This window comes from Pseudophaeobacter sp. TrK17 (genome assembly GCF_042192375.1).
GTDB lineage: Bacteria > Pseudomonadota > Alphaproteobacteria > Rhodobacterales > Rhodobacteraceae > Pseudophaeobacter.
On sequence record NZ_CP071700.1, the window covers coordinates 3,612,879 to 3,638,594 of the forward strand.

Below are 25,716 nucleotides of genomic sequence, written 5' to 3' on the forward strand. Positions count from 1 at the left end.
AGACTGCGGGTCTTACTCTTCATTATAGCGATACCCGATCCCGTAGAGGGTCTCGATCGCTGCAAAGTCACCATCGGCTGTCCGCATCTTCTTGCGCAGCCGTTTAATATGGCTGTCGATTGTCCGGTCATCCACATAGACCTGATCGTCATAGGCCACATCCATCAACTGATCGCGGCTTTTGACAAAACCCGGGCGCTGCGCCAGGGCCTGCAACAACAGGAATTCAGTCACCGTCAGCGACACGTCCTTGCCCTTCCAGCTGACCGCGTGACGCAGCGGGTCCATCCGCAGATTACCCCGGTCCATCACTTTTGTCTCTGGGGCCTCGGTTCCGGCCTCATCACTGTTGAGCGCCTCTTGGCGGCGCAACAATGCGCGGATGCGCTCTACCAGCAGGCGCTGCGAGAAGGGTTTTTTGACGTAATCATCCGCCCCCATGCGCAGCCCCAGAACCTCGTCGATTTCATCATCTTTGGAGGTGAGGAAAATCACCGGCATCTGGGTTTTCTGCCGCAGCCGCTGCAACAGATCCATCCCGTCCATGCGGGGCATTTTGATGTCCAGCACCGCCATGTCAGGCAGCTTCTTGTTAAAGGCATCCAGCGCGGCCTGCCCGTCGTTGTAGGTCTCCACCTCAAACCCTTCGGCTTCCAGCGTCATCGCCACAGAAGTCAAAATGTTGCGGTCATCATCCACCAAAGCAATCTTCGACATTGGATTTGCCCCTAAATCTGCTCTTTTATATTGTCAGTATTTTTTCCCTTTCATCGCCCGTCTTGCGCGACGAATCAATCCCCATTGGCGAATCAGGTCTCTCTTTGGCCACAATTAGGGCAAAAATGTCTTATCAACCGCTGAACAGTGAACAGCGATCCATCCCCGCGACAGATGGTTGCGCTAAACTCCGCCTTGATGGCGCTAACTGCGCCAAACCGTCCTGTTCAGTCATGGAAACGTCATGTTATGAGCTGCCTCACCGGTGTCGATACCGGACCCTATGCCCCGATCTGCCTTTGGGGCGCAGCTTTTAATCTATGCGGCACACCAAGCCGGCACAGGAGAGAGAACACATGGCATCTGGACGGGTTAACCCGAATTTCCGCCTCGAGGATCAAGGTATCGAGGGTCTGGGCAATGTCCATTACAACCTCATGGAGCCTGCCCTTGTCGAAGCAGCGGTAAAGCGCAACGAAGGCACCCTGGGCAATGGCGGCGCGTTCCTTGTGACCACCGGCAAGTTCACCGGTCGCTCCCCCAAGGATAAGCACGTCGTCAAATCCGACAGCGTCAAAGACACCATCTGGTGGGAAAATAACGCCGAGATGTCGCCCGAAGGGTTCGACAATCTCTATGTCGATATGCTGGAGCACATGAAAGGTGGCGACTACCACGTGCAGGATCTGGTTGGCGGTGCCGACCCCAAGCATTCGATCAATGTCCGCATGGTCACCGAGCTGGCCTGGCACGGGCTGTTCATCCGCACCATGTTGCGGCGCCCCGAGCGCGAAGACCTGAACGATTTTGTTGCAGACTTCACCGTCATCAACTGCCCCAGCTTCCAGGCCGACCCCAAGCGTCACGATTGCCGTACCGAAACCGTCATTGCGATGAACTTTGATCGCAAGATGATCCTGATCGGTGGCACCGAATATGCCGGTGAAAACAAGAAATCCGTCTTTACCCTGCTGAACTACCTGCTGCCCGAAAAAGGCATCATGCCGATGCATTGCTCGGCCAACCACGCCAAGGGCAACCCTGTCGACACCGCCGTGTTCTTTGGTCTGTCCGGCACCGGCAAGACCACGCTCTCTGCTGACCCTGACCGCGTTCTGATCGGCGACGATGAGCACGGCTGGGCCGATAATGGCACCTTCAACTTTGAAGGCGGCTGCTACGCCAAGACCATCAGCCTCAACCCCGAGGCCGAGCCAGAGATCTACGCGACCACCACAAAGTTCGGCACCGTGATCGAAAACATGGTCTTTGACGAAGAGACCAAAGAGCTGGACTTTGAAGACGACAGCCTGACGGCAAACATGCGCTGCGCCTATCCGCTGCACTATATCTCCAACGCCTCGGAAACCGCGCTTGGCGGCCACCCCAAGAACATCATCATGCTGACCTGCGATGCCTTTGGAGTGCTGCCTCCGATTGCCCGTCTGACCCCGGCGCAGGCGATGTACCACTTCCTGTCTGGTTTCACCTCCAAGGTGGCCGGCACCGAGCGCGGCGTGACCGAGCCCGAGCCCACCTTCTCCACCTGCTTTGGCGCGCCGTTCATGCCACGCCGCCCCGAGGTCTACGGCAACCTGCTGCGCGAAAAGATCGCCGCCCATGGGGCAACCTGCTGGTTGGTCAACACCGGCTGGACCGGTGGTGCCTACGGCGTTGGCTCGCGGATGCCGATCCGCGCCACACGCGGGCTGCTGACCGCTGCCCTCGAAGGCACTCTGGCCGAGGTCGAGTTCCGCAAGGACAGCAACTTTGGCTTTGACGTGCCTGTTTCGGTGCCCGGCGTTGCCGAAGTCCTGCTGGACCCACGCCGCACCTGGGACGATCAGGCCGCCTATGACAAACAGGCCGCCAAACTGGTTGAAATGTTCTCCAACAACTTCGAACAGTATCTGCCCTATATCGACGAAGACGTAAAAGCCGCCGCGATCAGCTAAGGCCCGCGTCACCGCGAAATAGAAAACCCGGCCAGTGGCCGGGTTTTTTTGTCTATCCTGCTGCGGTGGTGCCTTTTGGCCAGATTAGATCCGCCCAGCCACCATGTCGCGCACCTTCACCGCGTAGCGGTCGGTCATGCCAGATACAAAATCCCCCAGGCTATGCATGGCGCTGTATTCATCCGTAATGCCGCGCAGATCCAGATCCACCGCCCGCACCAGTTTGGCCCAGTAGCCATTGCCGGCCAGAAACGCCTCAACATCCCAGTCACAGCTGCGCAGATCATCATACAGCCCGTGGAAATGATCCAGCACCGCAAAAATCACCTGACGCCCGGCAATCTCCAGCTCGGTCTTGCGCCGTGCCGTAAAGATCCGCGCATTTGAAATCTCTTTCATCTGATCAAAGGCAGCCGCCTTGGAGGAGACCTCCATCAGACCGTCGTTGAACTCACCCGCCATGATAGCATCATAATTGTCCATGAAGGCGGCAACCGCGGCTATGATCGCCTGATGGATGGCGCTGGCCCGGCGCATGGCGACAATTTCGCGCGCCGTCATAGCCGTATCATCCGCCCGGTTGGGCTTACCTGCAATCATTTCCAGACAGTCGATCACCTGGGCGGTGCTGAGGTCGCCTACCGTGGCGGCGTCTTCCAGATCCAGGATCCGATAGCAGATGTCATCCGCCGCCTCGACGAGGAAGGCCAGCGGGTGGCGCCGCCAATATTTCCCCGGCCCGGCGCAATCACTGCGCAGCCCCGTGGCCTCGGCCACCTCGGCAAACAATGCCGCCTCTGAGCCAAAGACACCAAATTTCTTGAGCCCCACATAGCCGGGAGTGGCCAGGTGCCGGGCCTCGGCGGTGCAGGGGTATTTCATAAATGCCGCAAGGGTCGCATAGGACAGGCGCATGCCGCCATCGCGCCGGGCCATTTCCAGGGCCGCTGCAATGCGAAAGCCCTGGGCATTGCCCTCAAAGGCCTCAAACTCAGCCTGCTGGGCTGCAGGGACGGCTCCGGCAACGCCGCTCTTCGCCTGAAACTGCGTCGCAAACCACTGGCCAATGCTGTCTTCGCCGGAATGGCCAAAGGGCGGGTTGCCAATGTCATGCACCAGACAGGCCGCCTGAACCGTGCCGGCAATCACATCGCGCTGCGCCTCGGTGATAAATCCCTGCTTGAGCATCGCCTGCCCCGCCAGCACCCCAAGCGAGCGCCCGGCGCTGGCGGTCTCCAGCGAATGGATCATCCGGTGGTGCACATGGTCATGTTCATAAAGGGGATGCACCTGGGTCTTTTGCGCCAGGCGACGGAAAGGCTCTGAGAACAGGATGCGATCATAGTCCTGCAGGTAGGCCGGACGGCCAGGATCCTCGGGATAGTCCGGGCGGCACAGACGCCCCGCATTCAACAACCTGTCCCATTCCATCGCCATCGCGCCTCGCTCCCGTGACTGCCGCTTTCGTTGTGGCGGTTAAACGGGAGCACGCGGCAAAATGCAAATGCTTCACCGACGGGTTTACACCGGGGCGATGCCCGATGGTTCCAGTTTATGTTCCGGTTCGACATGGATGGTGACCTGCGCCTCTGGAAAGCTGGCCTGGATGCGGTCTTCGATGCGGTCACAGATCGTGTGAGAGGCCTGCACCGTCATCGTGCCTTCCACCACCATGTGGCATTCGACAAACAGGGCGACACCCGCGCGGCGGGTTTTCAGCCCATGCACCTGCAACGCCCCCGCAGCCGCATGATGCAGCAGCTCTTCGATCCGGGCGCGCTCTTCCTTGGGGGCGGCGGAATCCATCAGCCCATTCACCGAGGAGGCGACAACACCGTAGCCTTCGCGCAGGATATTCACCGCCACAAACAGCGCCAACAGCGGGTCCAATATGGCCCATCCGGTGACCATCGCCAGCACCAGCCCCAGCAAAACCCCAACCGAGGTCCAGACGTCGCTCATCAAATGACGCCCGCCGGCGGTCAGCGCCGGAGAGTTCAGCGCCCCGCCCCGGCTGATCAACAACCGCGCCCACAGCAGGTTCAACACCAGGGCCGCCCCATTGACCAGCAGCCCGGCGCGGCCCCAGGTCACCGTCTCGTTCAGGTTGCCAAGCGCCTGCACCGACTGCTGAACAATCAGCAGCGCCGCAATGATGATCATGATGCCTTCAAGAACAGCCGAGAAATACTCGGCCTTGTAATGGCCAAAGGGATGGCCGGCATCTGCGGGCTTTTTGGCGTAATGCACCGCCATCCAGGCCATCACCGCCCCGCCGACATTGACCAGCGACTCCAGCGCGTCCGACAGCAAGGCCACCGAATCTGTCAGCCACCAGGCCACCAGTTTCAGGCCCAGCACCAATACGGCAATCAGGATGGTGCCCAGAGCCAGTCGTTCTGCGTTCATCCCCTGCATCGCGCTTTTGTGTTCCTTGGTTACACCAGCTTGCCAGATCGGCCAGTCGTCCAACACGGCCAGCCTACAACATCAACCCGCGGCGCAACAGATTGAGCCCGGCCAGAAGCAGAACAATTAGCGTAGCTTGCTTAAAAACTCTTTGATCAATGCGATCATGCAACATCCCACCAATCCACATGCCCAGCACAGCCGGGACAATCAGCAGGATCGAAAACGGCAGGGTCGCGGGGCGCATCACGCCCGACCCAATATGGGCAAACAACAGCGCAAAGGCGCCCATGCCGTAGATCACCCCCTGCACCCGGATCTGTTCGCTCTTTTCAGTGCCTAACGCGGTCAGATAGGCCACCGTTGGTGGCCCCCAGACACCAGAGATCCCGCCGATCAACCCGGCAAAGGCCCCGACCATGACCTCAACCCGTGGCGTCGGCTTGGCCAGGGTGAGAGGCACCCCCATCAGCTGCAGCAAGACAAACAGGGTCACCGGGCCACCAATCGCCAGGAACATCACCTGCTGCGGCAGCACCCGCACCATCTGGGCGCTGAGCAGCAAAAACACCAACCCCGCCAACAGGAACAGACGGAACCGCTTAAGCGAGGCAAAGGCCGCGCCGCCGCCCTGTCGCAGCGCCTGCATCCAATTGGTCACCAGTGTCGGCAGGATCAGCCCCGCCAGCGCCAGCTCGGGGGCGATAAACAGGCTCAACCCCGAGACCAGAATCATTGGCAGCGCAAAGCCAACCATGCCCTTCACCGTGCCGGCAAGCAGCGCAATCCCAAAGGCGATCGCCAAATCACTGGCGGAAATGAGTGAAAAAAATGCGTCCATGTAGTCTGCCCTATCATCCCATTCCCGCAAGGAGAACCACCGCAGAGCGCCAAATTCCGTCACGCAACTTTTTATCACCTTGCCGCAGCGCGGCGTATTTTTGTTGCGCTGCACCTGCAAAGTGATTTACCACCTTAGCGACCCAAGAAGGACGTGATTCAATGGCTCATGACGGACAGGACCTGCAAATGAAACCGATTGTGCTCCCAGATCTGCTGGCGCTCACTGGCGCAGCAATTGCCCCCCTCGAAGCGACCCTGGAGGCCGCCCGGGTTGCGGTGCGCAACCAGGTCACCCAGGAGGGTCGCGTTTCCGGCCAGTTGATCGAAGCCAACCAGACCGCAGCGCACGGGCTGTCCTGGCTTGCCACCTATGTCTATGCGCTGCGCCAGATGCAGGACTGGGCTGACAAGCTGCAAAGCGATGGCGGCTTCCATGAGATGGAGCAGCTGATCCACCAGATCGCCTTTGGCGAATATCTGGCGCAGGTTCAGGGCGGCATTCAGATGAACCAGGGTGAAATCCTGCGGCTGCAGGATCTTGGCCTGGGTCAGGACGCCGTGGGGGCGCTGCGCACCGAGGCGGTTGTGGCCCTCACCGAGTCTGGCAATACCCAGGCTGCACGCAGCCGCCTGGCCGAGCTGATGCAAGAGCAGGCCGGCGCCACCATGTTCGGCGCGTCGGGTCTGGAAGAAGAGCTGGAAATGATCCGCGATCAGTTCCGCCGCTACGCATCAGACAAGGTTGAGCCCCACGCCCATGACTGGCATCTGAAGGATGAGCTGATCCCGATGGAGGTCATCGAAGAGCTGGCCGAAATGGGCGTCTTTGGCCTGACCATCCCCGAAGAATTTGGTGGCTTTGGCCTCTCCAAGGCCTCGATGGTTGTGGTCTCTGAAGAGCTGTCGCGCGGCTACATCGGTGTCGGCTCCCTCGCCACCCGCTCGGAAATCGCCGCTGAACTGATCCTTTGTGGCGGCACCGATGAGCAAAAAGCCCAGTGGCTGCCCAAAATCGCCAGCGCCGAAATCCTGCCCACAGCTGTGTTCACCGAGCCAAACACCGGGTCCGACCTTGGCTCATTGCGCACCCGCGCGGTCAAAAACGAGGCCGGCGATTATGAGGTCACCGGCAACAAGACCTGGATCACCCATGCGGCCCGCACCCATGTGATGACCCTGTTGGCACGCACCGACCCCGACACCACCGATCACCGGGGCCTGTCGATGTTCCTGGCAGAAAAGACCCCCGGTACAGATGAGGCACCTTTCCCAACCCCCGGCATGACCGGCGGCGAGATCGAAGTACTGGGCTATCGCGGCATGAAGGAATACGAGCTGGGCTTTGACGGATTTGCCGTGAAACAGGCAAACCTGCTGGGCGGCGCCGAGGGCAAGGGCTTCAAACAGCTGATGGAGACCTTTGAAAGCGCCCGGATCCAGACCGCAGCCCGCGCCATCGGCGTGGCCCAGTCGGCACTGGATATCTCCATGCAATACGCCCAGGACCGCAAACAATTCGGCAAGAGCCTGATCAACTTCCCCCGCGTCTCCGGCAAGCTGGCGATGATGGCAGTCGAGATAATGGTGGCGCGTCAGCTCACGTATTTCTCGGCCTGGGAAAAGGATCACGGCCATCGCTGCGATCTGGAAGCCGGCATGGCAAAACTGCTGGGTGCCCGGGTGGCCTGGGCCGCTGCTGACAACGGTTTGCAGATCCACGGCGGCAATGGCTTTGCGCTGGAGTATAAAATCAGCCGGGTGCTGTGTGATGCGCGGATCCTGAACATCTTTGAAGGCGCCGCAGAAATTCAGGCACAGGTTATTGCCCGCCGCCTTCTGGCCTGATCCTTTTACAACAAGATCCCTAAAAGCCCGGCCATTGGTCGGGCTTTTTTGTTCCTGGTGTTAGCTCAATCTTATCTCGGCATAAGGCCCGCATCAGGCCTGTTGCCCTACAATTCCCCGGCTTTGCCTTACCGCCTGCCCTGATGTTTATTGATTTACAACATCCGGTATAACTGCATTTAAAATTCGATTTACTCTCCAAGTGAGCCCTGTGCCCATGCTTCAATTTCTGCCCCGGTTATCTTGCATTTTCTGTGCCTTGCTTACCCTATCCGGCTGTGGCGAGCGCGCACCCCAGAACCCGGAGGGCGGAATTTTGGTGATGGGCGATTCGCTGATGGCCTGGAATGGCACCTCCCAGCGGGCGGTCTCAGACGTGATGGAGGAACACCTCCAAGTCGAGGTCACTGATCGCTCCCTTTCTGCGGCGCGCATGATCTATCGCCTGCCCGTCAGTGGCGCGGCCGGGTTGAGTATTCCCAAACAAATGCCCAAGGGCGACTGGAATGCGGGCGACTGGAACTGGGTGGTGTTGAATGGCGGCGGCAATGACCTGTGGCTGGGGTGCGGCTGCACCGCATGTGGGCGCAAGATGGACGGGTTGGCCACCAGCGATGGCAGCAGCGGCGCAATTCCTGATCTGGTGAACCAGCTGCGCAGCAAGGGGGCCAAGGTGATCTACACCGGCTATCTGCGCAGCCCCGGACTTGGCTCTCCCATTGAACACTGCAAGGACGAAGGCGAAGAGCTGGATCGACGCGCGGCCCGGATGGCAGCCCGAGACGAGGGCGTCTTTTTCCTGTCTCTGGCCGACCTGGTGCCACATGGGGATCGCAGCTACCACGCGATTGATATGATCCACCCCTCGGTCAAGGGAAGCGATGCTATTGCAACCCGCATTGTGAATTTGATCACCGAAGCAACACAGGCGGAGTAGTCTCAGCTGTCCGGAAATCGCCGCATGAAGGCATCAACAAACCTGCTGCGGGCTTCGGGCAGCGGCTGGTTCCCCAGACTGGGTGCCAGCCGCTCTGCCAGGAAAAATCCGGTGGTCTGCAGCCCCTGCGCCACCTCATGATCTGCAGCCTCACCGATCCCGCGCAGGACCGGCGGCAACGGCAACAGGCGGCTGACCCATTGCCCCGCCTCCTGAACGGACACCGCCCGCCCCGTCCGAGGCGAAATATAGGCCAGATCTTCGTTGCGCCCGGACACCGCGCAGGCGCTGAGATCAAGCCCAAAGCCCATTTCTTTGAGCAAGGCCATTTCCCAGCGCAGGTAGGCCAGGGGCCAGACCTCCGCCTGCTCCAGCAGGTCCAGCAATTGTTCGGACTGTTTGTAAAGCACCGGGTAGGCTTCGCGCTCGGGCAGACAAAACCCCAACAGCGCTGTCACCGCATTCAGCCCCGCCAAGGCCATACGACCAGAAAAGGCCGCCGCCGCGCGGCTGCGCAGAGGTTCGGCCTGATAGCTGCCCAGGTGATCCTGCAGCCGAGCCCGCCACAACAGATCCAGCTGCGCACCCGGTTGTAGCACCGGCGCCTTTTTGCGACTGGCGCCCCCATGCACAATACCGGCGTGGCGGCCGTGATGTTCAGTAAAAACATCAATAATTGCAGCCCCTTCGCCGTGACGCCGTCGGGACAACAGAATGCCATGATCACGCCATTCCACTGATATTTCCCCCTGATTGCGCGCTGCGGCCCTGACTATCAGACCCTAACAGCCCCCCAACGGCAAGCCTTGCCTCAGCCCTTGGAGCTTGGGTGTTCAAACCAAGATCATTCCAGCCCTGGTTCATCCAGCAGGTGACGCCCGGCACGGTCCTCAATCTCAATCACCCAGAGATCGGGGTCAAACTCTTGCTGGCGTCGGATCGCGGCGTCCACATCCGCCTCAACTCCGCTGGCATGTTCGATCCATTTGCGTGCGCCGCTCATCAAATCGTAGGAGCGATGAAACGACTGCGCCTGCCCGTCCAGGGTGTTCAGCTTGACCAGCACCGCGCCTGCGGTGTCATCGCCATGGGCGGTGACAAACCCCGGAATATCCTGAAACCGCAGGCGGGCAAGATAGGCATCAACCCAGAAACGGGCGGTCAGTCGGGGCATTGCGGGGCCTCTGGTGTGATCCCCGCCGCAGGCCGCAGCATCTGTGGCAGCTGCCGGAGCCTCCGGCGGAGATAGTTAGGGAAAGATGAAGGGTGGTACGCGCCCTGTGCAGAGCGCGCCCCGCTTAGTTGCCGTCTTTGAAGTCCAGTCCCATTTCCGAGTAACGCTCGGCCTCTTCCAGCCAGTTGGGGCGCACTTTGACCTGCAGGAACAGGTGCACCTTGCGGCCCAGGAACTCGGTCAGTTCTTCGCGGGAGGATTGCGACACGGATTTAATGGTTTCGCCGCGCTTGCCCAGAACGATGCCTTTGTGACCATCGCGGACCACATAGATCACCTGGTCGATCTTGGCCGAGCCATCTTTGCGCTCTTCCCAGTTTTCGGTCTCGACCGTCATCTGATAGGGCAGTTCCTGGTGCAGGCGCAGGGTCAGTTTTTCGCGGGTGATTTCCGCCGCGATCATCCGCATTGGCAGATCAGCGATCTGGTCTTCGGGGTAGAGCCAGGGACCTTCGGGCAGTGTTTTGGCCAGCCAGCTGCGCAGCACCTCGACCCCATGGCCGCGTTCGGCCGAGATCAAAAAGGTTTCGGCAAAATCAAAGCGATCGTTCAGATCCTTGGTGAGGCCAAGCAGCACCTCGGATTGCACCCGGTCGATTTTGTTGATCACCAGAGCCACGGTCCGGCCCTGAGCCACATCCGCGAGACCTTCGAGAATGCGCTCCACCCCTTCGGTGATGCCCCGGTGGGCCTCGACCAGCAGCAGCACAATTTCAGCATCGGCAGCGCCGCCCCAGGCGGCTGCCACCATGGCGCGATCCAGACGGCGGCGGGGCTGAAACAGGCCCGGCGTGTCGACAAAAACGATCTGGCTTTCGCCTTCCATCGCCACGCCGCGCACCCGGGCGCGGGTGGTCTGGACCTTATGGGTGACGATCGAGACCTTGGCCCCGACCATTCGGTTAAGAAGAGTGGATTTGCCCGCGTTGGGCTCTCCGATCAGGGCGACGAAACCGGCGCGTGTTGTCATGTTGAGTGCTCCAAACGTGCCAAGAGCGCCTTGGCTGCGGCCTGTTCTGCGAGACGTTTTGAGCCCGCAGTTGCGCGCTCTTCGGTGCCATCTTCCAGCCGAACAGCAATGGTAAAAATAGGTTGGTGATCCGGACCTTCGCGTGCCACCTGCACGTAGTCCGGTGGATTCTGACGGCGCGCCTGGACATATTCCTGTAGCGCGGTTTTGGGATCTCGGGCGTCGGCCTCCACCTGATGAATACGCGCGCCCCAGAGCCGCAGGATCATCGCCTGGGCGACTTCGAACCCGGCGTCTTTGTAGACGGCAGCAATCACCGCCTCCATGCCATCGCCCAACAGGGCCAGCTTGCGGCGCCCGCCGGACATCATTTCCGAACGCCCCAGTTTCAGCACCTCACCCAGTTCGATCTCGCGGGCGACATCGGCGCAGGCTTCTTTGCGCACCAGCGCGTTAAAGCGTGGCGCCAACTGGCCTTCGCTGGCCTCCTTGTCATGCTCCAGCAGGGCTGTTGCCATGACCAGGCCAAGCACACGATCCCCGAGAAACTCCAGACGCTGGTTATCCTTGCGGTTTGGAGAAGACACCGAGGGGTGGGTCAAGGCGCGCACCAAAAGCTCCGGCCGGGCAAACTGGTGCCCGATCCGCTGCTCAAAGACGCGCATTTCTTTCGATAGTTTCACTCGATCCCCTTGAAGTAGCGGTCAGAACGCCAGGTCCAGAAAAACAACATGGAGCGGCCAGCAGACGAGAACATGATGCGATCCGCGCGCCCGATCAGATTTTTGAGTGGCACAAAGCCAACCCCGCCAGCGGTCTGTACCAGACGGCTGTCACTGGAATTATCGCGGTTGTCACCCATGAAGAAAAAATGCCCCTCAGGCACCTTATAGACGCCCGTGTGATCCGCAGACTGGTTGCCAATATTGAGGATGGCATGGGTGTTGCCATTGGGGAAGGTCTCAATCTGGCGCGATTTGAGGCAGGCCCCACCCAGACCAACAGGCGCGTTTTCACAGCGAGGTCGAGAGCCCTGTGGCCCCTGCGGCGCCATGGCTTCCTCAAAGTTGCCCGCATCCTCCAGCCCAACGGCTGTGCCGTTGATGAACAGCACCCCATCTTTGACCTGGATACTGTCCCCCGGCAGGCCAACCAGCCGTTTGATGAAGTCGGTGCCAGTCACCGGGTGGCGGAAGACAACCACATCGCCGCGTTCTGGGTCAGAGCCCAACAACCGGGTGTTATCATTGTCGAGAAAGCCGCAGATGTCTTCGGCATCGATATTCAGCCCGATAGCGCCGATGCGGACACTGGGACAAGAGGCATAGGAATAGCCATAGGCCATCTTGTTGACGAAGAGGAAATCACCAATGAGCAGCGTCTCCTTCATCGACCCCGATGGGATCCAGAAGGGTTGAAAAAACAGGGTCCGAAAGACCCCAGCAATCAAAAGGGCATAAACAATGGTCTTTACCGTTTCGAGGATCGATTGTCCGGCCGTGGGTTTTGCCGTCATCAGGCTCTCCGGGTTATGAATTTAAGGGTCCGGCGCTACATGAGCGCGTGAGGGGCGCGAGTCAAGCTTCACTGGCGGTTTCAGAGGGCTGATCCGCAGACTGATCCACGGGCTGAGCGTGAATTGGCCGGGCCTCAATGACCACAAAGGCCTGCGCCCAGGGGTGATCATCGGTCAATGTCACGTGGATAATCGCGCTGTGGCCAGCGGGTGTCATTTCAGCCAGGCGCTCGGCGGCCCAGCCAGTGACCTGCATTACCGGCTGGCCACTGCGCAGATTGCTGACCGCCATGTCCTTCCAGGCGATGCCCATCCGCAGCCCGGTGCCCAGCGCTTTGGAACAGGCTTCTTTGGCGGCCCAGCGTTTGGCATAGGTGCCCGCCACATCGCGGCGTCGCTCCGCCTTGCGCTGCTCGACATCGGTAAACACCCGATTGCGGAACCGATCCCCAAACCGATCCAGGGTGCCCTGAATGCGTTCGATATTGGCAAGGTCGGTTCCGATACCAAGGATCATGGTAGGCCTCTCAGGAGTTCAAGGGCGATGCCCCGGGTGCAAGGCGACACAATTGTCCAAGGGCGCTCTTGCCAAAGGATGTTACTTCTTTGCCCCCTGAGCGCCAGATGAGGGGGCAGAAGTCGGCGCAGAATTCGGGGCTGCAGCGGCCGCCTCCAGGGTCACTTGACCCGAGGCTTGATTGATCCGGATCGACACAGGCCGGATGCCCGCCCTGTCCACGGCCCCGGTATCCGGGTCAAACCGGCCAACGGGAATGGTCACCAGCAGGCCCCTGCCAGCCTCATAGCGGCTGTTGCTCTCTTCCAGGAACACCTGGCGAAACCCGGTTCCAGGCTGGTCAGACAGCACGTGACAGGCCTGACCATAGTCAGGGTCTGGCGACAGGATAAGCAAATGACTGGAACAGCAGGCAGGCTCGCCGCCGGTGTCCAGCAGGGCGATACGCACCGCGCCATCCCCATAGGTGCGACTGGTCTCTTCCCAAGGTTCAACCAGATTGGCGGCTGAGGCCACCCAGTCGCAGCTTTGCAGGCTTTGCGCCCCGACAGCAGACGCCCCTGACACAGCGATCACCGCACTGCCAAAAAGTGCTGAAAAGAAACGGCGCATCCTGGGTCTCCTCAGTTTTAACTCTGGCGTGCCAGATCCATCTGACGGCGCATTTCGGCCAAGGCGGCGGGCAGGCCGACAAACATCGCCTCTCCCATCAGGAAATGACCGATGTTGAGCTCCTTGACCTCTGGCAGGGCGGCAATCGGACCAACGCTGTCATAGGTCAGACCATGGCCCACATGCACCTCCAAGCCCAGTTCACTGGCGTAGGCGACCATTTCGGTAATCTTGGCCAGTTCCGCGTCGCGCGCGTCCCAGCGGCCTTCGGCCCAGGCGTCGGCATAGGCGCCCGCATGCAGTTCGATCACCGGTGCGCCGATTCTGTGGCTGGCCTCGACCTGCGCCTTTTCGGCACCGATGAACATCGACACCCGGCTACCGGCCTCGCGCAGAGGCGTGATATAGTCAGCAAGCGCATTGTCATTGCCCGCCACGTCCAGCCCGCCCTCAGTCGTGCGTTCTTCCCGTTTTTCCGGCACCAGACAAACCGCATGAGGTTTGTGACGCAGGGCGATGGCCTGCATTTCTGCCGTGGCGGCCATCTCGAAATTCAGCGGAATGCGCAGGGCCGCCATCAAGCCGTCTATATCGGCGTCGACAATATGGCGGCGGTCCTCACGCAGATGGGCCGTGATGCCATCGGCGCCTGCGCTCTGTGCCAGGATCGCTGCCCGGACCGGATCCGGGTTATCGCCGCCCCGCGCATTTCGCACGGTGGCCACGTGGTCAATATTCACACCCAATCGCAACGCGTTCTGAGCCATGTCATCTATCCTGAGATCAGTATCTGTTGCCGCGAGATTAGACAGCAGACCGCCAAGAGCAACCCCCCGCGACGAGGCGGCGGGTTATTTCACTTTACGCACCCGTGGCAGGGCCAGTTTGGGTTTGGTTTTTTTGGTCTCGGCAGCCGGTGTGATCCCGGCGGCCTCCATCTCGGCGCGTTTCTTGATCGCTTCAAATTTGGCCTTGATGCGCGACCGCCGGTGCTGCTGGTAGGCGCGGATCACCGGCAGGCTGATCATGTAACAGATGGTTGCGGTGATGGCACCGGGCAGAACACCACCAACCAGATAGGGAAAAAACACCTCATCGTAGAACAACGACAGCCCGTGCCAGTCGGCCGGCTGATCATGGAACAGCGCAAAGAGATTGTCTTTCAGATCTTTGCCCGCATCCAGGAACTTACCAACCAGCGAGCGGTCTACCTCTTCGTATTCGGTGCCCAGCAGCCAGTGCCCGGTCTGCAAGGCAGCCACACCAATCGGCACATAGGTCAGCGGGTTACCAAAAAAGGTTCCACTCAGCGCCGCCAGAATATTGCCGTTCATCAAGCGGGCAATCAGTGCCGCGACGACAAAATGCATGGCATAAAACGGCGTAAAGGTGGTGAAGACCCCGGCCCAGACCCCGCGGGCGATGCGTTCAGGCGAATCAGGCAGACGGCGGACCCGGTGCTTTACGTATAGAAATGCCCGTTTCCAGCCCCCACGGGGCCAGATGAAATCCGCAACCGCGCGATGAAGCGGGCGTCTATCACGGCGCCTGAATACCAAAGCCCTGCGTCCTTCCTAGTTCCAACCGAGCCTCAGCCCGAAATCAAACGTTTCTCCGGCTGCTCCCGGAAACGCGCAACCTCGGCGACGTTACTCTCGGCCTCCAATGTTAACATCAGAGAATGCAGTTGCTCTACATCCCGAAGTTCAACATTTATCATCAGCCGGTAAAAGTCTGGTTTCCGGTCGACAAATTCAAGATTGGAAATATTGGCCTTTTTTTCACCAATCAATGTGCAAATTCGTCCCAGCACACCAGCATCGTTGCCAATGGTCAACCCCAGGGTGACGCCGTAGGCCGCCGGGTGGGTGCCACTGTGCCAATGCACATCAACCCAGCGTTCCGGCTGTTCCTCGAACTCGCCCAACCGATCGCAATCAGCCGCATGAACCACAACGCCGCGGCCCCGGTAAGTGATGCCGATGATCCGCTCCCCCGGCAGGGGCTGACAACAGGGCGCGCGCTCAAAACTCTGGCCCGCTTCCAGGCCAATAACCGCACGGCGGGGCGAAATCACCTCACCCTCTTGTGATGACAGTTCAGGGTAAACCGCCTGCACCACATCATGGGTGGTGATCTCGGCAGCGCCGAGACGCGCCAACAACTCGTTCACCGATTCGATGCGCAATGCTCTTGCGGCGGTTTCCAGTGTCTTATCGGTGGATTTACGGCCCACATGTTCAAAAGCAGAGCGCGCGAGTTCGCGCCCCAGTTTGACAAATCGCGCCCGGTCCGCCTCGCGCAGAGCGCGGCGAATAGCGGTGCGGGCCTTGCCAGTGGTGGCGATTTCCAGCCAGCTCACCTGTGGGGTCTGCCCCTCGGCGGTGATCACCTCGACCGATTGACCGTTGCGAATACGCGTCCACAGGGGCACCCGAATGCCGTCGATCTTGGCGCCAACGCAGGCATGGCCAATCCGGGTGTGAATGGCATAGGCAAAATCAATTGGAGTTGCGCCCTTGGGCAGCTTGGTCACATCGCCTTTGGGCGTGAAGCAAAAGACCTGGTCGGAATACATCTCCAGCTTGACCGCTTCGAGGAACTCGTCGTGATCCTCTTCCCCGTCGAACTGCTCCGTGAGCGAGGCGATCCATTTTGCCGGATCCACAGCAAAGGGGTTCTGCGAGCGCACGCCATCGCGATACGACCAGTGGGCCGCGACGCCGGTCTCGGCCACATCATGCATCTGGCGGGTGCGGATCTGCACCTCCACCCGTTTGCCGTCCCGGCCTGAAACCGTGGTATGGATCGAGCGATAACCATTGGATTTTGGCTGGCTGATATAGTCCTTGAACCGTCCCGGCACCGCCCGCCAGCGCTGGTGAATACAGCCCAGCGCCCGGTAGCTGTCTTCTTCGCATTGGGTGATGACACGGAACCCGTAGATATCTGACAGCCGCGAAAAGCCCTGATCCTTGGCCTGCATCTTGCGCCAGATCGAATAGGGTTTCTTGGCGCGGCCAAAGACTTCGGCCTCGATGCCGGCTTTTTCCAGCTCTATCCGCATATCACCGGTGATCCGGTGGATCACATCGCCGGTTTCCCGTTGCAAGGTCACAAAGCGGCGGATGATCGACTGGCGGCCCTCGGGGTTGAGCACCTTGAAAGCCAGGTCTTCCAGCTCTTCGCGCATCCATTGCATCCCCATGCGACCCGCAAGCGGCGCGTAGATATCCATGGTTTCACGGGCTTTTTGCGCCTGCTTTTCCGGCCGCATCGCCTTGATGGTGCGCATATTGTGCAGACGGTCAGCCAGTTTGACCAGAATGACCCGCAGATCCTTGGACATCGCCATGAACAGCTTGCGGAAGTTCTCCGCCTGTTTGGTCTCACGGCTGGACAGCTGTAGATTGGTCAGTTTGGTAACCCCATCCACCAGCTCGGCCACCTCTGTACCAAAGCGGCTGACCACCTCTTCATAAGAGGCCTTGGTGTCTTCGATGGTGTCATGCAACAGCGCGGTGATGATGGTGGCATCATCCAGTCGCTGTTCGGTCAGCAGGGCCGCAACGGCCACGGGATGGGTGAAATAGGGCTCGCCCGAGTGACGAAACTGGCCTTCATGCATCTCTTCGCCATAGGCAAAGGCCTCGGCGAGTTTGTCTGCATTGGTTTTGGGATTGTAGTTGCGGACCAGAGCAATCAGGTCTTCTGGTGAAATCATATCCGGTCCGCAGCCTCAATATTGGGAGTGAATGGCTGATGTCAGCCCTGCCCCTGCGCCTCCATGAGTGCACGCAGCAGTTTCTCTTCTGACATATCGTCGTCAGCGGGCTTGTCGTTTTCGGCGCCCATCAACAGAGCCATCGAGTCTTCTTCGGGCTCATCGACTTCGATCTGGTTCTGATTGTTTTCGATCAGACGCTCGCGCAGATCATCCGCGCGCTGGGTCTCATCCGCAATTTCACGCAGCGATACGACAGGGTTCTTGTCGTTGTCACGATCTACCGTGATCTCTGCTCCGGCAGCAATTTCGCGGGCACGATGGGCCGCCAGCATGACCAACTCAAAGCGGTTTGGTACTTTATCTACGCAGTCTTCAACCGTTACGCGGGCCATAGGCGACTCTCCAAAATCAGTGTGGGTCCGGAAAAGTGACTTTTACGCCGATATCTTTTTGTTGACAAGCGCAGAAAGCGCTTCAACCGGGGATTACAGCGGCAGAACCGCCTCCAGGTCCGATTTTGGCAGCGCAGCACAGAGTTCCGCCGCCGTTTTCCCCAAAATGGGGTGGCGCCACTCGGGGCAAATGTCGCACATCGGCACCAGAACAAAGGCGCGGTCCTGCATCCGGGGATGCGGGAGAATCAGTTGTTCAGGTGTTTGTGACATTTGTTGTTCAAGGGGCAGGTCACGCCAATGTTGGTGAATGGCAGGATCAGGGAACACACTTTCGCCCAAAGAAATCAGATCCAGATCCAAAGTGCGCGTCCCCCAGCGCTGCTTTCGCACCCGCGAGAATTTCTGCTCAACACTATGTAAGCATTGCAATAATTCTTCGGGGTCTAGGGCAGTCTCAATCGCCATGGCCGCATTGACAAAATCGGGGCCGGCACCTGCCGGAAAACAAGGGGTTTGAAAAAGCCGCGAAACTTGGCATTGCTCACCTATAAGGCGAGAAACTTCCTGAGTTGCAGCCAATAGTGTTTTTCGTGGCGACATTTCGCCCAAGGGTAGGTTGCCACCCAAAGAAATGATCGCTTTTGATCGTATAATGGTCACTTTTGACCCCACTTAGGAAAACCCGTACACTTGAAGCAGGTGCCAAAGTACTTACAATATGTCCACCCGTTTCGCCGCCCAAAATTCACTCACGGACTAAATGGCGCAAACGGACTTACCGGAAGGACACTTTAGGATGTTTTACAAAGACGAACGGCTTGCGCTGTTCATAGACGGTTCGAACCTATACGCCGCAGCCAAGGCGTTAGGGTTTGATATCGACTACAAGCTTCTGCGGCAGGAATTCATGCGCCGCGGAAAGCTCTTGCGGGCCTTTTATTATACGGCTCTGCTGGAAAATGATGAGTACTCCCCCATCCGCCCCCTTGTTGACTGGCTGCATTATAATGGTTTCACCATGGTGACCAAACCTGCCAAGGAATACACCGACAGCATGGGCCGCCGCAAAGTCAAAGGCAACATGGACATCGAACTTGCAGTCGATGCTATGGAACTGGCACCACGCGTTGATCACATTGTTCTGTTTTCAGGCGATGGCGATTTCCGCCCGTTGATTGCTAGCTTGCAGCGGCAGGGTGTACGCGTCTCTGTGGTGTCCACCATTCGCAGCCAGCCGCCTATGATCTCTGATGAGTTGCGTCGTCAGGCCGACAACTTCATCGAGCTGGAAGAGCTGAAAGATGTGCTTGGGCGCCCCCCGCGGGAGCATCCCGCTGACACAAGGTCCGTGTCTGCCGTTCCGGGTTAAACAAATGTGCGACGGCGTGGCCTGTATTTGGGGCACACTGCTTGCATTCCCGAGGGACCTTCTGCCGGATCGGTCTGCTCTTTGCGCTTGTGTTAGGATTAAGCGTCAGAACCTGCCCGATCAATAACAGCACTCAACTGTTCCCAGTCGTTTTCAAAGGGAAAAGCTGTCAGCAGAAGTCCCGCCGACAGAAGACCTGATCGTTATGCCCCCTGCCCCAAGGCAACAGCGCCCCCAGGGTAGCAGCCTCTGGCAGTTGGTCATAAAACAGACGGTTCAAAACGGGTAGCCACTCACTCAGCCCGTTTTGAACCCCTGCTACAAAGCCCAAAAGCGCAAAATCCAGCAGCCTCACCAGGTCTGCCCCTGTAGGTTCGCCCTGCACTGCCTTGTGCTGCCCTTAACCTCGTTGCGCCGCAGCCCATCGCCGGGTTTCTGCACTAACATCGGAGGCAGGCAATTGCTGACGGATCACCGCTTCCAAACCAGCTAATGTCACGGGTTTGGAAACAAAAGCATCCATCCCCTCGGCCAGGCATTTCCCAATCTCCCCCTCCAGTGCGTTTGCCGTAACCGCCACAATCGGCGTATGGCGCAGCCCCTGCTCGGTTTCGATCTGGCGAATAGCGCGTGTCAGCTCAAAGCCATCCATCACCGGCATCTGGCAATCCGCCAGAACCATGTCAAAGTTACCGTTGTTCCAGGCCGAAAGACATTCTGCCCCGTCACGCGTCATGGTCACCGTGCACCCCAGCAGCCCCAGCTGGCTCTCAATAACCGCGCGGTTGATTTCATTGTCCTCAGCCACCAGGATCCGCCCCCCCGTCATATTCAGTGCGGTCGCGCGGTCTTTGGTTCCCGAATGGGTCTGGGGCTCTTTGTTGGTGCCATATCCCACCAGATTTTCAAGGGCATCCCACAGCTCGCTGGGCAGCACCGGCCCGGATTGCACCACAGCCCAGCGGTTGCTTGAGCTCAGCTGCAACATGTCAGCGCAAGATTTGAACTCAAGAACTTTCAGGTCCGGAAGCTCTTGTTCAATGCGGGTGCGACACCAGCCGGACCGCTGATCATCTTCAATCTCATCCGGCAGCACAAAAATGGACTCCCGTCCGGCAAGACGGGCAAGCCCGATAAACTCTTCCCGGCTGGACACCCATTTCAGATCACAGTCCGCAGCCAGGACATAGGTGGGCCAGTTACACTCCCGTCCCTGCTCTGGCAGCATTGCCACAACTTTTGTCCCTGCCAACCGCGGCCCCTTAATCGGTCCGGAGGGTTCCAGAACGGGCAGCCGGACCGTGAAGGTGCTGCCTTCACCCAAGGTGCTGTCCACCGAAACAGTGCCCCCCATCTTGGAGACCAATTGCTGCACAATCGTCAATCCCAGGCCATTGCCCTTGATCATCCGCTTGGCCACCACTGCTGAACGTTCAAAGGGGGCAAAGATCGCCTCCTGGACCTCTGGCTCAATCCCGATGCCGTTGTCCTCAACGACAAAATCAATCCAGCCGGGCTCGCAGATCTCTACACGCAACCGCACCCGTCCGGCAGCTTCGCCGGCCAGCGGTTCAGAAAATTTGATCGCATTGCCGATGAGGTTGAGCAAAATCTGACGCAGGCGCCCCGCATCGCCCCTCAGCGTATCCGGCAGATCTGCCTGTATCGTCAGGGCCAGGTCCACATCCATCTGGCTGGCATGGGGCCGCAGGGTTGCCGCCGCTCCCTCGACCAGCGGCAACAGGCGCATGGGCGTTTCAAACAACTCCATTTTGCCTGCCTCAATACGGGAGACATCCAGGATGTCGTCAATAATCCACAAAAGCGAGGTCGAAGACTCTTTGATGGTGTTCAGAAGGCGCCGCTGTTCAAGGGTGAGATCCGTTCTTTCAAGCACCTCAACCATCCCCAGCACCCCATTCATCGGCGTTCGGATTTCATGGCTCATGGCGGCAAGGAACTCGCTTTTGGCGTGATTCGCCTGGCTTTCCTTTTGGTGGGCCTGCAACAGATCATCGCTATAGCTTTCCGCCAACTCGCCAAAAGCCATCATTTCGACAACGAGGACGGCAAAAACCGTGACCAACACACCGCCAGAAAGATAGCTGACGGGAATCGCCACCTCGACAAGCGGCGGGCCAAAATAGTCATGCCCCAAAAACCGAAACATCACCCAGCTTGCAAAGACGATCCCCAACAGCGTAATGATCATCGCCTTTTCGCGACGCATCGAAAACGTCATAAAGGGCCCGCCGAGCAGGACAACAAAAAACAGTTCGATATAGCTTTCGGGGGGCATGGTGAAAACGGACCCCATGACCACAACCAAGCCCGTGAAATACCACAGCAGGCGGGCCAAAAGCGTATATTCCGTATTTATGAGCAAACGCGCGGCGATCGAACCCAAGATCGCAATTGTTGAGATGATCACCACGCTGGGCGCATTTATGGAGATGCCCAAAGCGATCCACAAAAGGCCCAGCACAACCACAAGATTGCAGCTGACGCTGACAGTGCGAAAACGGCGCTCCATCGTGACCGCATATTGCCTGGTGGCAAAATCGCCCTTTTCCTCCAACGCAAGGCACTCGGTTGGGCTCATTTTTCCGTACACGGCGCTTTTATCCTCTACCCGACCAAAACTACATACTGTTCACCCCCAAAGAGGTATCGCGCGCAGCCCCCTTTGGCGCAGGAAAGGCCCCCGCATTGCCCCAAACATGGAGCAGATCAGTTAACATATTCCTTTTTTGGATAGACACTCTGCACCACGAGAACACGCCGACCTCCGGGCACCCCAGCGGCATTCTGCCCGGCCTGACCAAACAACCGGGGCTGTGCACAGCCTCATCCAGCGGGTTCATCAGGCTGGACCTTGGGCCGGCAAAGCCTTACTTCTGCCGCGAAGGAGACGCCGATGACCAAACCTGCCCTGACACTTTATCTGGCTGCGCCACGCGGTTTTTGTGCCGGCGTTGATCGCGCCATCAAGATTGTAGAACTGGCGCTCGAAAAATGGGGCGCCCCCGTCTACGTGCGCCACGAGATCGTTCACAACAAATTTGTGGTGGATGGGTTGCGGGCCAAAGGTGCGGTTTTTGTCGAAGAGCTGGAAGAATGCCCCCAGGATCGTCCGGTAATCTTCTCAGCCCATGGGGTGCCCAAATCGGTACCCGCCGCCGCTGAGGCGCGCCAGATGGTCTATGTGGATGCCACCTGCCCGCTGGTCAGCAAGGTGCATATCGAGGCGCAGCGCCACGCGGAACAGGGGCTGCAGATGATCATGATCGGCCATAAGGGCCACCCGGAAACCGTCGGCACTATGGGGCAATTGCCCGAGGGTGAGGTGATTTTGGTGGAAACCCCCGAAGATGTGGCAAAGGTGCAGGTGCGCGATCCGCAGCAACTGGCCTATGTCACCCAGACCACCCTGTCGGTGGATGACACCAAGGGCATTGTCGCGGCGCTGGAAGCACGGTTTCCTGCCATTGTCGGCCCCCATAAGGAAGACATCTGCTACGCCACCACCAACCGGCAAGAAGCGGTTAAGGCGGTTGCGCCCAAATCCGATGCCATGCTGGTTGTGGGCGCGCCAAATTCGTCAAATTCGCGCCGACTGGTTGAGGTCGGGGCAAAAGCGGGCTGCAAATATGCCCAGCTGGTGCAGCGGGCCGACAACATTGACTGGCGCGCCCTGGAAGGAATCTCAAGCATTGCCATCACCGCCGGCGCCTCAGCACCTGAACTGCTGGTCAATGAGGTCATCGACGCCTTTCGCGCCCGCTATGATGTCACGGTCGAGGTGGTTGAAACCGCCGTGGAACGTGTCGAGTTCAAAGTCCCGCGAGTGCTGCGCCACCCCGCCAACAAATCAGCTGAGAGCTCGGCCTGACAGGATCCTAATGACAGCCGCCGGATGGCAATGACCTGACAATAGTGGCCAAGAGCCAGCGCGTGGTGACCCTGGCGGTTTACGGCGCGCTCACTTGCTCTTAGGCTGAGATGTCAAACCAGATCGAGACCCCACCGAAAGGGCCAGCTTATGATTTCCATGCAGTTTCTCATCACCGCAATTGTTGTCGTTCTGGCCCCCGGAACCGGGGTTCTTTATACGCTGGCGCTGGGGCTTGGTCAGGGGGCGCGGTCTGCGGTTTGGGCCGCTTTGGGCTGCACCCTTGGCATCCTGCCGCATCTCGCTGCGGCAACCCTGGGGCTGGCGGCGGTACTGCACAGCTCCGCGCTGCTGTTCCAAGTCGTCAAAACGCTCGGGGTGCTTTACCTGCTCTATCTGGCCTGGCAGGCGCTGCGCTCTGGTGGGGCACTGACCATCTCTTCGCAGACCAAACGGCAATCGGCTCTGCGCATCGCCCAACGCGGCGCGCTGATCAATATCCTCAACCCCAAGCTGTCGGTGTTTTTCCTGGCACTGCTGCCGCCCTTCCTGTCCGGCGACCCGGCGCATGCCACCTCTGAAATGGCCCTGCTGGGCGCGGTGTTCATGGGGCTCACCTTTGGGGTCTTTGTGCTCTATGGGTATTTCGCAGCCCAGGCCCGGCAATTTGTGCTGGGATCCGAAACCGTGGTAAAATGGCTCAACCGGGGCTTTGCTGGCATTTTTGCCGCCCTTGCTGCCCGACTGGCCATTGAACGCGCCTGACCGCCACGGCCCACCTCCACCCCCCCCATTGATAAGGCCTTCGATGAGCGACACAGAAACACTCAAAGTTTATGGTGACCGGGCCGCAGACTATGCAGCACTGAACCAGGACTATCTCAGCAATGACCCGCGATTGCTGGAGTTCATTACCGCCTGCCCTTCCGCAGGCCGGGTGCTGGATCTGGGCTGCGGCCCCGGCACCTCGGCTGCGGTGATGGCCAAAGCGGGCCTGCGCGCCGACGCCACCGATGCCTCGCAGGAAATGGTTGCTCTTGCGCAGGCCCTGCCAGGTGTTACCGCCTGGCGGGCGACCTTTGAGGAGATCCAGGGCGTCGCACTCTATGACGGGATCTGGGCCAATTACAGCCTGTTGCACGCCCCACGTGCCGCCATGCCCCACCATCTGGCTGCACTAAAACGCGCCCTGAAATCAAACGGCGTCTTTTATATCGCCCTCAAGCTGGGTAAAGGCGAAGCCCGCGACGCTCTCGGGCGGCTTTATACCTATTACGAGGAAGACGACTTGCAAGATTTGCTCAAGACCGCCGGATTTACCGTGCTGAACTGCGCGTTTGGGGAAAGCGAAGGCCTTGATGGCACCATGGCCCGCTGGATTTCGGTGGCCTGTCATGGCTGATCTCTATGCCTATACCGATGGTGCCTGCTCCGGCAATCCCGGCCCCGGCGGCTGGGGCGCCCTGTTGCAGGCCAAGGATGGCGGTAGCGTCATCAAGGAAAAGGAACTCAAAGGCGGCGAGGCCAATACCACCAACAACCGGATGGAGCTTCTGGCCGCGATCAATGCGCTGGAAAGCCTCGACCGGCCCTCAGCCCTGACCCTGGTGACCGATAGCAACTATGTGAAAAACGGCATCACCGGCTGGATCTTTGGCTGGAAGAAAAACGGCTGGAAAAACGCTGCCAAAAAGCCCGTCAAAAATGTCGAGCTGTGGCAGCGTCTGGATGCCGCCCAAAGCCGCCACCAGGTCACCTGGGAATGGGTCAAGGGCCATGCCGGCCACCCCGAAAACGAACGCGCCGATGAGTTGGCCCGCGCCGGCATGGCGCCGTTCAAGAAAAGCAAATCAAAGGCATGAGGCCCGCGCAGGGGATCATGGAGAGATCACAATGACTTTTGTCACCCTGCTCGATTATGCCGCTGTTTTGGTCTTTGCCCTCACAGGCGCGCTGGTGGCCAGCCGCGCCCAACTGGATATAGTCGGCTTTGCCTTCATCTCGTGTCTGACGGCGGTGGGCGGCGGCACGGTGCGGGATCTGGTGTTGAACCGCGAAGAGGTGTTCTGGGTTGCCGATCCCAACCACATCCTGCTGGCGGCGGGCGCAGCTGTTGTGGTGTTCTTTACCGCCCATCTGGTCGAGAGCCGTTTGCGCCTGCTGATTTGGCTCGACAGTTTTGCCCTGGCCGTTGCGGTCTCGGCTGGCACCGGTGTGGCACTGGCGCTCGACAAGCCCGCTGTCATCGTGGTGCTGATGGGCATGGCCACCGGCAGCATGGGCGGGCTGATGCGCGATGTGGTGGTGGGGGAAGTCCCCTTGGTGCTGAAACAGGGAGAGCTTTATATCACCTGCGCCATGAGCGGCGCCATTGTGGCGGTTGCGGCCAGCTCATTCGGCCTGGCCTCTGGCCTCGCTCTGGTCTTATGCGCCATGGTCTGTTGGGGGCTGCGGGCAGGTTCCATTGCCTTTGGCTGGCATCTACCCGTCTACAAAAGCCGCCCACCACGCCAATAAAATAGAGCGCAGGTCAGCGCTTGATATAGATCTGCCACAGCCAGATCAGCAGCAGGGCGCCCAGCACGGCACCAACAAGACCTGCAACCATGCCCATCACCGTCAACAGCGCACGCAGGACGAAGCCGCCGATCAGTGCGCCGGCAATGCCAATCGCCATGGTGGTGATGATATCGGACTCAATCCCCATAATCCGCGTCGCCAGGAAACCAGCGGCCACGCCAATGATGATCAGAAACACAACACTCATAATATCTCTCC

27 protein-coding genes are annotated in these 25,716 nt (G+C 59.3%); 9 read left to right on the top strand and 18 right to left on the bottom strand.

What is annotated here, in order from left to right:
• Positions 1–12: 12 nt before the first annotated feature.
• Positions 13–717: a response regulator transcription factor gene (locus tag JZI28_RS17130; protein WP_295455111.1), complete on the bottom strand. Its 705-nt coding sequence runs from the start codon at positions 715–717 to the stop codon at positions 13–15.
• 356 nt (positions 718–1,073) lie between these two features.
• Between JZI28_RS17130 and JZI28_RS17135 the strand changes: the two genes are divergently transcribed.
• Positions 1,074–2,672, top strand: a complete 1,599-nt coding sequence (locus JZI28_RS17135; RefSeq protein ID WP_295455112.1) for a phosphoenolpyruvate carboxykinase — start codon at positions 1,074–1,076, stop codon at positions 2,670–2,672.
• A gap of 84 nt (positions 2,673–2,756) precedes the next feature.
• On the opposite strand, the gene dgt is transcribed toward JZI28_RS17135, so the two are convergent.
• From dgt to JZI28_RS17150, 3 genes are all read right to left on the bottom strand, one after another.
• A complete protein-coding gene (gene dgt / locus JZI28_RS17140; RefSeq protein ID WP_375700116.1) occupies positions 2,757–4,103 on the bottom strand; it encodes a dGTP triphosphohydrolase in 1,347 nt (448 codons plus the stop codon).
• Between the two features lie 90 nt (positions 4,104–4,193).
• Positions 4,194–5,090, bottom strand: a complete 897-nt coding sequence (locus JZI28_RS17145; RefSeq protein WP_375700117.1) for a cation diffusion facilitator family transporter — start codon at positions 5,088–5,090, stop codon at positions 4,194–4,196.
• A gap of 64 nt (positions 5,091–5,154) precedes the next feature.
• A complete protein-coding gene (locus tag JZI28_RS17150) occupies positions 5,155–5,922 on the bottom strand; it encodes a sulfite exporter TauE/SafE family protein (RefSeq protein ID WP_375698381.1) in 768 nt (255 codons plus the stop codon).
• A gap of 161 nt (positions 5,923–6,083) precedes the next feature.
• Here JZI28_RS17150 and JZI28_RS17155 point away from each other — a divergent pair, with 161 nt between their 5' ends.
• Positions 6,084–7,769, top strand: a complete 1,686-nt coding sequence (locus tag JZI28_RS17155; protein WP_375698382.1) for an acyl-CoA dehydrogenase family protein — start codon at positions 6,084–6,086, stop codon at positions 7,767–7,769.
• A 322-nt stretch (positions 7,770–8,091) separates the two neighbouring features.
• On the top strand, positions 8,092–8,706 hold the full coding sequence (locus JZI28_RS17160) for an SGNH/GDSL hydrolase family protein (RefSeq protein WP_375698383.1): 615 nt from the start codon (positions 8,092–8,094) through the stop codon (positions 8,704–8,706).
• 2 nt (positions 8,707–8,708) lie between these two features.
• Here JZI28_RS17160 and recO read toward each other — a convergent pair whose 3' ends face one another.
• From recO to folK, 12 genes are all read right to left on the bottom strand, one after another.
• Entirely contained in the window at positions 8,709–9,443 is a 735-nt protein-coding gene (gene recO / locus JZI28_RS17165; protein WP_375698384.1) for a DNA repair protein RecO, read from the bottom strand.
• Positions 9,444–9,550: 107 nt separating this feature from the next.
• Positions 9,551–9,880: a DUF1491 family protein gene (locus tag JZI28_RS17170; protein WP_297340849.1), complete on the bottom strand. Its 330-nt coding sequence runs from the start codon at positions 9,878–9,880 to the stop codon at positions 9,551–9,553.
• 124 nt (positions 9,881–10,004) lie between these two features.
• On the bottom strand, positions 10,005–10,910 hold the full coding sequence (gene era / locus JZI28_RS17175; protein ID WP_295455126.1) for a GTPase Era: 906 nt from the start codon (positions 10,908–10,910) through the stop codon (positions 10,005–10,007).
• On the bottom strand, positions 10,907–11,593 hold the full coding sequence (gene rnc / locus JZI28_RS17180) for a ribonuclease III (protein WP_295455128.1): 687 nt from the start codon (positions 11,591–11,593) through the stop codon (positions 10,907–10,909). Before rnc ends, era begins: the two co-directional genes overlap by 4 nt.
• Positions 11,590–12,426 carry a signal peptidase I gene (gene lepB / locus JZI28_RS17185; RefSeq protein WP_295455130.1) on the bottom strand — a complete coding sequence of 279 codons (837 nt, stop codon included), beginning with the start codon at positions 12,424–12,426 and terminating at the stop codon, positions 11,590–11,592. Before lepB ends, rnc begins: the two co-directional genes overlap by 4 nt.
• Positions 12,427–12,487: 61 nt before the next feature.
• On the bottom strand, positions 12,488–12,943 hold the full coding sequence (acpS, locus tag JZI28_RS17190) for a holo-ACP synthase (RefSeq protein WP_297340852.1): 456 nt from the start codon (positions 12,941–12,943) through the stop codon (positions 12,488–12,490).
• A gap of 81 nt (positions 12,944–13,024) precedes the next feature.
• The gene (locus JZI28_RS17195; protein WP_375698385.1) at positions 13,025–13,555 is read right to left on the bottom strand and encodes a hypothetical protein; all 531 of its coding nucleotides are present in this window, start codon (positions 13,553–13,555) and stop codon (positions 13,025–13,027) included.
• Between the two features lie 17 nt (positions 13,556–13,572).
• The gene (locus JZI28_RS17200) at positions 13,573–14,322 is read right to left on the bottom strand and encodes a pyridoxine 5'-phosphate synthase (protein ID WP_375698386.1); all 750 of its coding nucleotides are present in this window, start codon (positions 14,320–14,322) and stop codon (positions 13,573–13,575) included.
• Positions 14,323–14,406: 84 nt separating this feature from the next.
• Entirely contained in the window at positions 14,407–15,114 is a 708-nt protein-coding gene (locus JZI28_RS17205) for a DUF2062 domain-containing protein (protein ID WP_375698387.1), read from the bottom strand.
• A 32-nt stretch (positions 15,115–15,146) separates the two neighbouring features.
• Positions 15,147–17,279, bottom strand: coding sequence for a RelA/SpoT family protein (locus tag JZI28_RS17210; protein WP_375698388.1), 2,133 nt, complete (start codon positions 17,277–17,279; stop codon positions 15,147–15,149).
• A gap of 41 nt (positions 17,280–17,320) precedes the next feature.
• Entirely contained in the window at positions 17,321–17,674 is a 354-nt protein-coding gene (gene rpoZ, locus JZI28_RS17215; protein WP_297339763.1) for a DNA-directed RNA polymerase subunit omega, read from the bottom strand.
• 93 nt (positions 17,675–17,767) lie between these two features.
• On the bottom strand, positions 17,768–18,337 hold the full coding sequence (folK, locus tag JZI28_RS17220; protein WP_375698389.1) for a 2-amino-4-hydroxy-6-hydroxymethyldihydropteridine diphosphokinase: 570 nt from the start codon (positions 18,335–18,337) through the stop codon (positions 17,768–17,770).
• Positions 18,338–18,473: 136 nt separating this feature from the next.
• On the opposite strand from folK, the gene JZI28_RS17225 reads away from it, so the two are divergent.
• Positions 18,474–19,046, top strand: coding sequence for an NYN domain-containing protein (locus tag JZI28_RS17225; RefSeq protein ID WP_297339761.1), 573 nt, complete (start codon positions 18,474–18,476; stop codon positions 19,044–19,046).
• Between the two features lie 400 nt (positions 19,047–19,446).
• On the opposite strand, the gene JZI28_RS17230 is transcribed toward JZI28_RS17225, so the two are convergent.
• Positions 19,447–21,648, bottom strand: coding sequence for an ATP-binding protein (locus JZI28_RS17230; RefSeq protein WP_375698390.1), 2,202 nt, complete (start codon positions 21,646–21,648; stop codon positions 19,447–19,449).
• A gap of 315 nt (positions 21,649–21,963) precedes the next feature.
• On the opposite strand from JZI28_RS17230, the gene ispH reads away from it, so the two are divergent.
• The 5 genes from ispH (at position 21,964) to JZI28_RS17255 (ending at position 25,455) form a co-directional block, all read left to right on the top strand.
• On the top strand, positions 21,964–22,938 hold the full coding sequence (gene ispH, locus JZI28_RS17235; RefSeq protein WP_295454691.1) for a 4-hydroxy-3-methylbut-2-enyl diphosphate reductase: 975 nt from the start codon (positions 21,964–21,966) through the stop codon (positions 22,936–22,938).
• Between the two features lie 150 nt (positions 22,939–23,088).
• On the top strand, positions 23,089–23,703 hold the full coding sequence (locus JZI28_RS17240) for a LysE family translocator (RefSeq protein WP_375698391.1): 615 nt from the start codon (positions 23,089–23,091) through the stop codon (positions 23,701–23,703).
• Between the two features lie 43 nt (positions 23,704–23,746).
• Positions 23,747–24,340 (top strand): class I SAM-dependent methyltransferase, encoded by a 594-nt coding sequence (locus JZI28_RS17245; protein ID WP_349387429.1) that lies wholly within the window; start codon positions 23,747–23,749, stop codon positions 24,338–24,340.
• Positions 24,333–24,800, top strand: coding sequence for a ribonuclease HI (gene rnhA, locus JZI28_RS17250; RefSeq protein WP_295454688.1), 468 nt, complete (start codon positions 24,333–24,335; stop codon positions 24,798–24,800). Before JZI28_RS17245 ends, rnhA begins: the two co-directional genes overlap by 8 nt.
• 31 nt (positions 24,801–24,831) lie before the next feature.
• A complete protein-coding gene (locus JZI28_RS17255) occupies positions 24,832–25,455 on the top strand; it encodes a trimeric intracellular cation channel family protein (protein ID WP_375698392.1) in 624 nt (207 codons plus the stop codon).
• Positions 25,456–25,468: 13 nt separating this feature from the next.
• On the opposite strand, the gene JZI28_RS17260 is transcribed toward JZI28_RS17255, so the two are convergent.
• Entirely contained in the window at positions 25,469–25,705 is a 237-nt protein-coding gene (locus tag JZI28_RS17260) for a GlsB/YeaQ/YmgE family stress response membrane protein (protein ID WP_375698393.1), read from the bottom strand.
• Between the last annotated feature and the right edge of the window lie 11 nt (positions 25,706–25,716).

What these genes read in the sequence shown, in the direction of transcription:
- JZI28_RS17245 (WP_349387429.1), top strand. Translation starts at nt 23,747, where the DNA reads ATGAGCGACACAGAAACACTCAAAGTTTATGGTGACCGGGCCGCAGAC.
- JZI28_RS17130 (WP_295455111.1), bottom strand. Translation starts at nt 717, where the DNA reads ATGTCGAAGATTGCTTTGGTGGATGATGACCGCAACATTTTGACTTCT.
- rpoZ (WP_297339763.1), bottom strand. Translation starts at nt 17,674, where the DNA reads ATGGCCCGCGTAACGGTTGAAGACTGCGTAGATAAAGTACCAAACCGC.
- era (WP_295455126.1), bottom strand. Translation starts at nt 10,910, where the DNA reads ATGACAACACGCGCCGGTTTCGTCGCCCTGATCGGAGAGCCCAACGCG.
- JZI28_RS17260 (WP_375698393.1), bottom strand. Translation starts at nt 25,705, where the DNA reads ATGAGTGTTGTGTTTCTGATCATCATTGGCGTGGCCGCTGGTTTCCTG.
- JZI28_RS17155 (WP_375698382.1), top strand. Translation starts at nt 6,084, where the DNA reads ATGGCTCATGACGGACAGGACCTGCAAATGAAACCGATTGTGCTCCCA.
- lepB (WP_295455130.1), bottom strand. Translation starts at nt 12,426, where the DNA reads ATGACGGCAAAACCCACGGCCGGACAATCGATCCTCGAAACGGTAAAG.
- JZI28_RS17210 (WP_375698388.1), bottom strand. Translation starts at nt 17,279, where the DNA reads ATGATTTCACCAGAAGACCTGATTGCTCTGGTCCGCAACTACAATCCC.
- JZI28_RS17160 (WP_375698383.1), top strand. Translation starts at nt 8,092, where the DNA reads ATGGGCGATTCGCTGATGGCCTGGAATGGCACCTCCCAGCGGGCGGTC.
- JZI28_RS17230 (WP_375698390.1), bottom strand. Translation starts at nt 21,648, where the DNA reads ATGAGCCCAACCGAGTGCCTTGCGTTGGAGGAAAAGGGCGATTTTGCC.
- rnhA (WP_295454688.1), top strand. Translation starts at nt 24,333, where the DNA reads ATGGCTGATCTCTATGCCTATACCGATGGTGCCTGCTCCGGCAATCCC.
- JZI28_RS17150 (WP_375698381.1), bottom strand. Translation starts at nt 5,922, where the DNA reads ATGGACGCATTTTTTTCACTCATTTCCGCCAGTGATTTGGCGATCGCC.
- JZI28_RS17240 (WP_375698391.1), top strand. Translation starts at nt 23,089, where the DNA reads ATGATTTCCATGCAGTTTCTCATCACCGCAATTGTTGTCGTTCTGGCC.
- JZI28_RS17135 (WP_295455112.1), top strand. Translation starts at nt 1,074, where the DNA reads ATGGCATCTGGACGGGTTAACCCGAATTTCCGCCTCGAGGATCAAGGT.
- JZI28_RS17225 (WP_297339761.1), top strand. Translation starts at nt 18,474, where the DNA reads ATGTTTTACAAAGACGAACGGCTTGCGCTGTTCATAGACGGTTCGAAC.
- ispH (WP_295454691.1), top strand. Translation starts at nt 21,964, where the DNA reads ATGACCAAACCTGCCCTGACACTTTATCTGGCTGCGCCACGCGGTTTT.
- dgt (WP_375700116.1), bottom strand. Translation starts at nt 4,103, where the DNA reads ATGGAATGGGACAGGTTGTTGAATGCGGGGCGTCTGTGCCGCCCGGAC.
- JZI28_RS17200 (WP_375698386.1), bottom strand. Translation starts at nt 14,322, where the DNA reads ATGGCTCAGAACGCGTTGCGATTGGGTGTGAATATTGACCACGTGGCC.
- JZI28_RS17145 (WP_375700117.1), bottom strand. Translation starts at nt 5,090, where the DNA reads ATGCAGGGGATGAACGCAGAACGACTGGCTCTGGGCACCATCCTGATT.
- JZI28_RS17255 (WP_375698392.1), top strand. Translation starts at nt 24,832, where the DNA reads ATGACTTTTGTCACCCTGCTCGATTATGCCGCTGTTTTGGTCTTTGCC.
- JZI28_RS17195 (WP_375698385.1), bottom strand. Translation starts at nt 13,555, where the DNA reads ATGCGCCGTTTCTTTTCAGCACTTTTTGGCAGTGCGGTGATCGCTGTG.
- acpS (WP_297340852.1), bottom strand. Translation starts at nt 12,943, where the DNA reads ATGATCCTTGGTATCGGAACCGACCTTGCCAATATCGAACGCATTCAG.
- JZI28_RS17170 (WP_297340849.1), bottom strand. Translation starts at nt 9,880, where the DNA reads ATGCCCCGACTGACCGCCCGTTTCTGGGTTGATGCCTATCTTGCCCGC.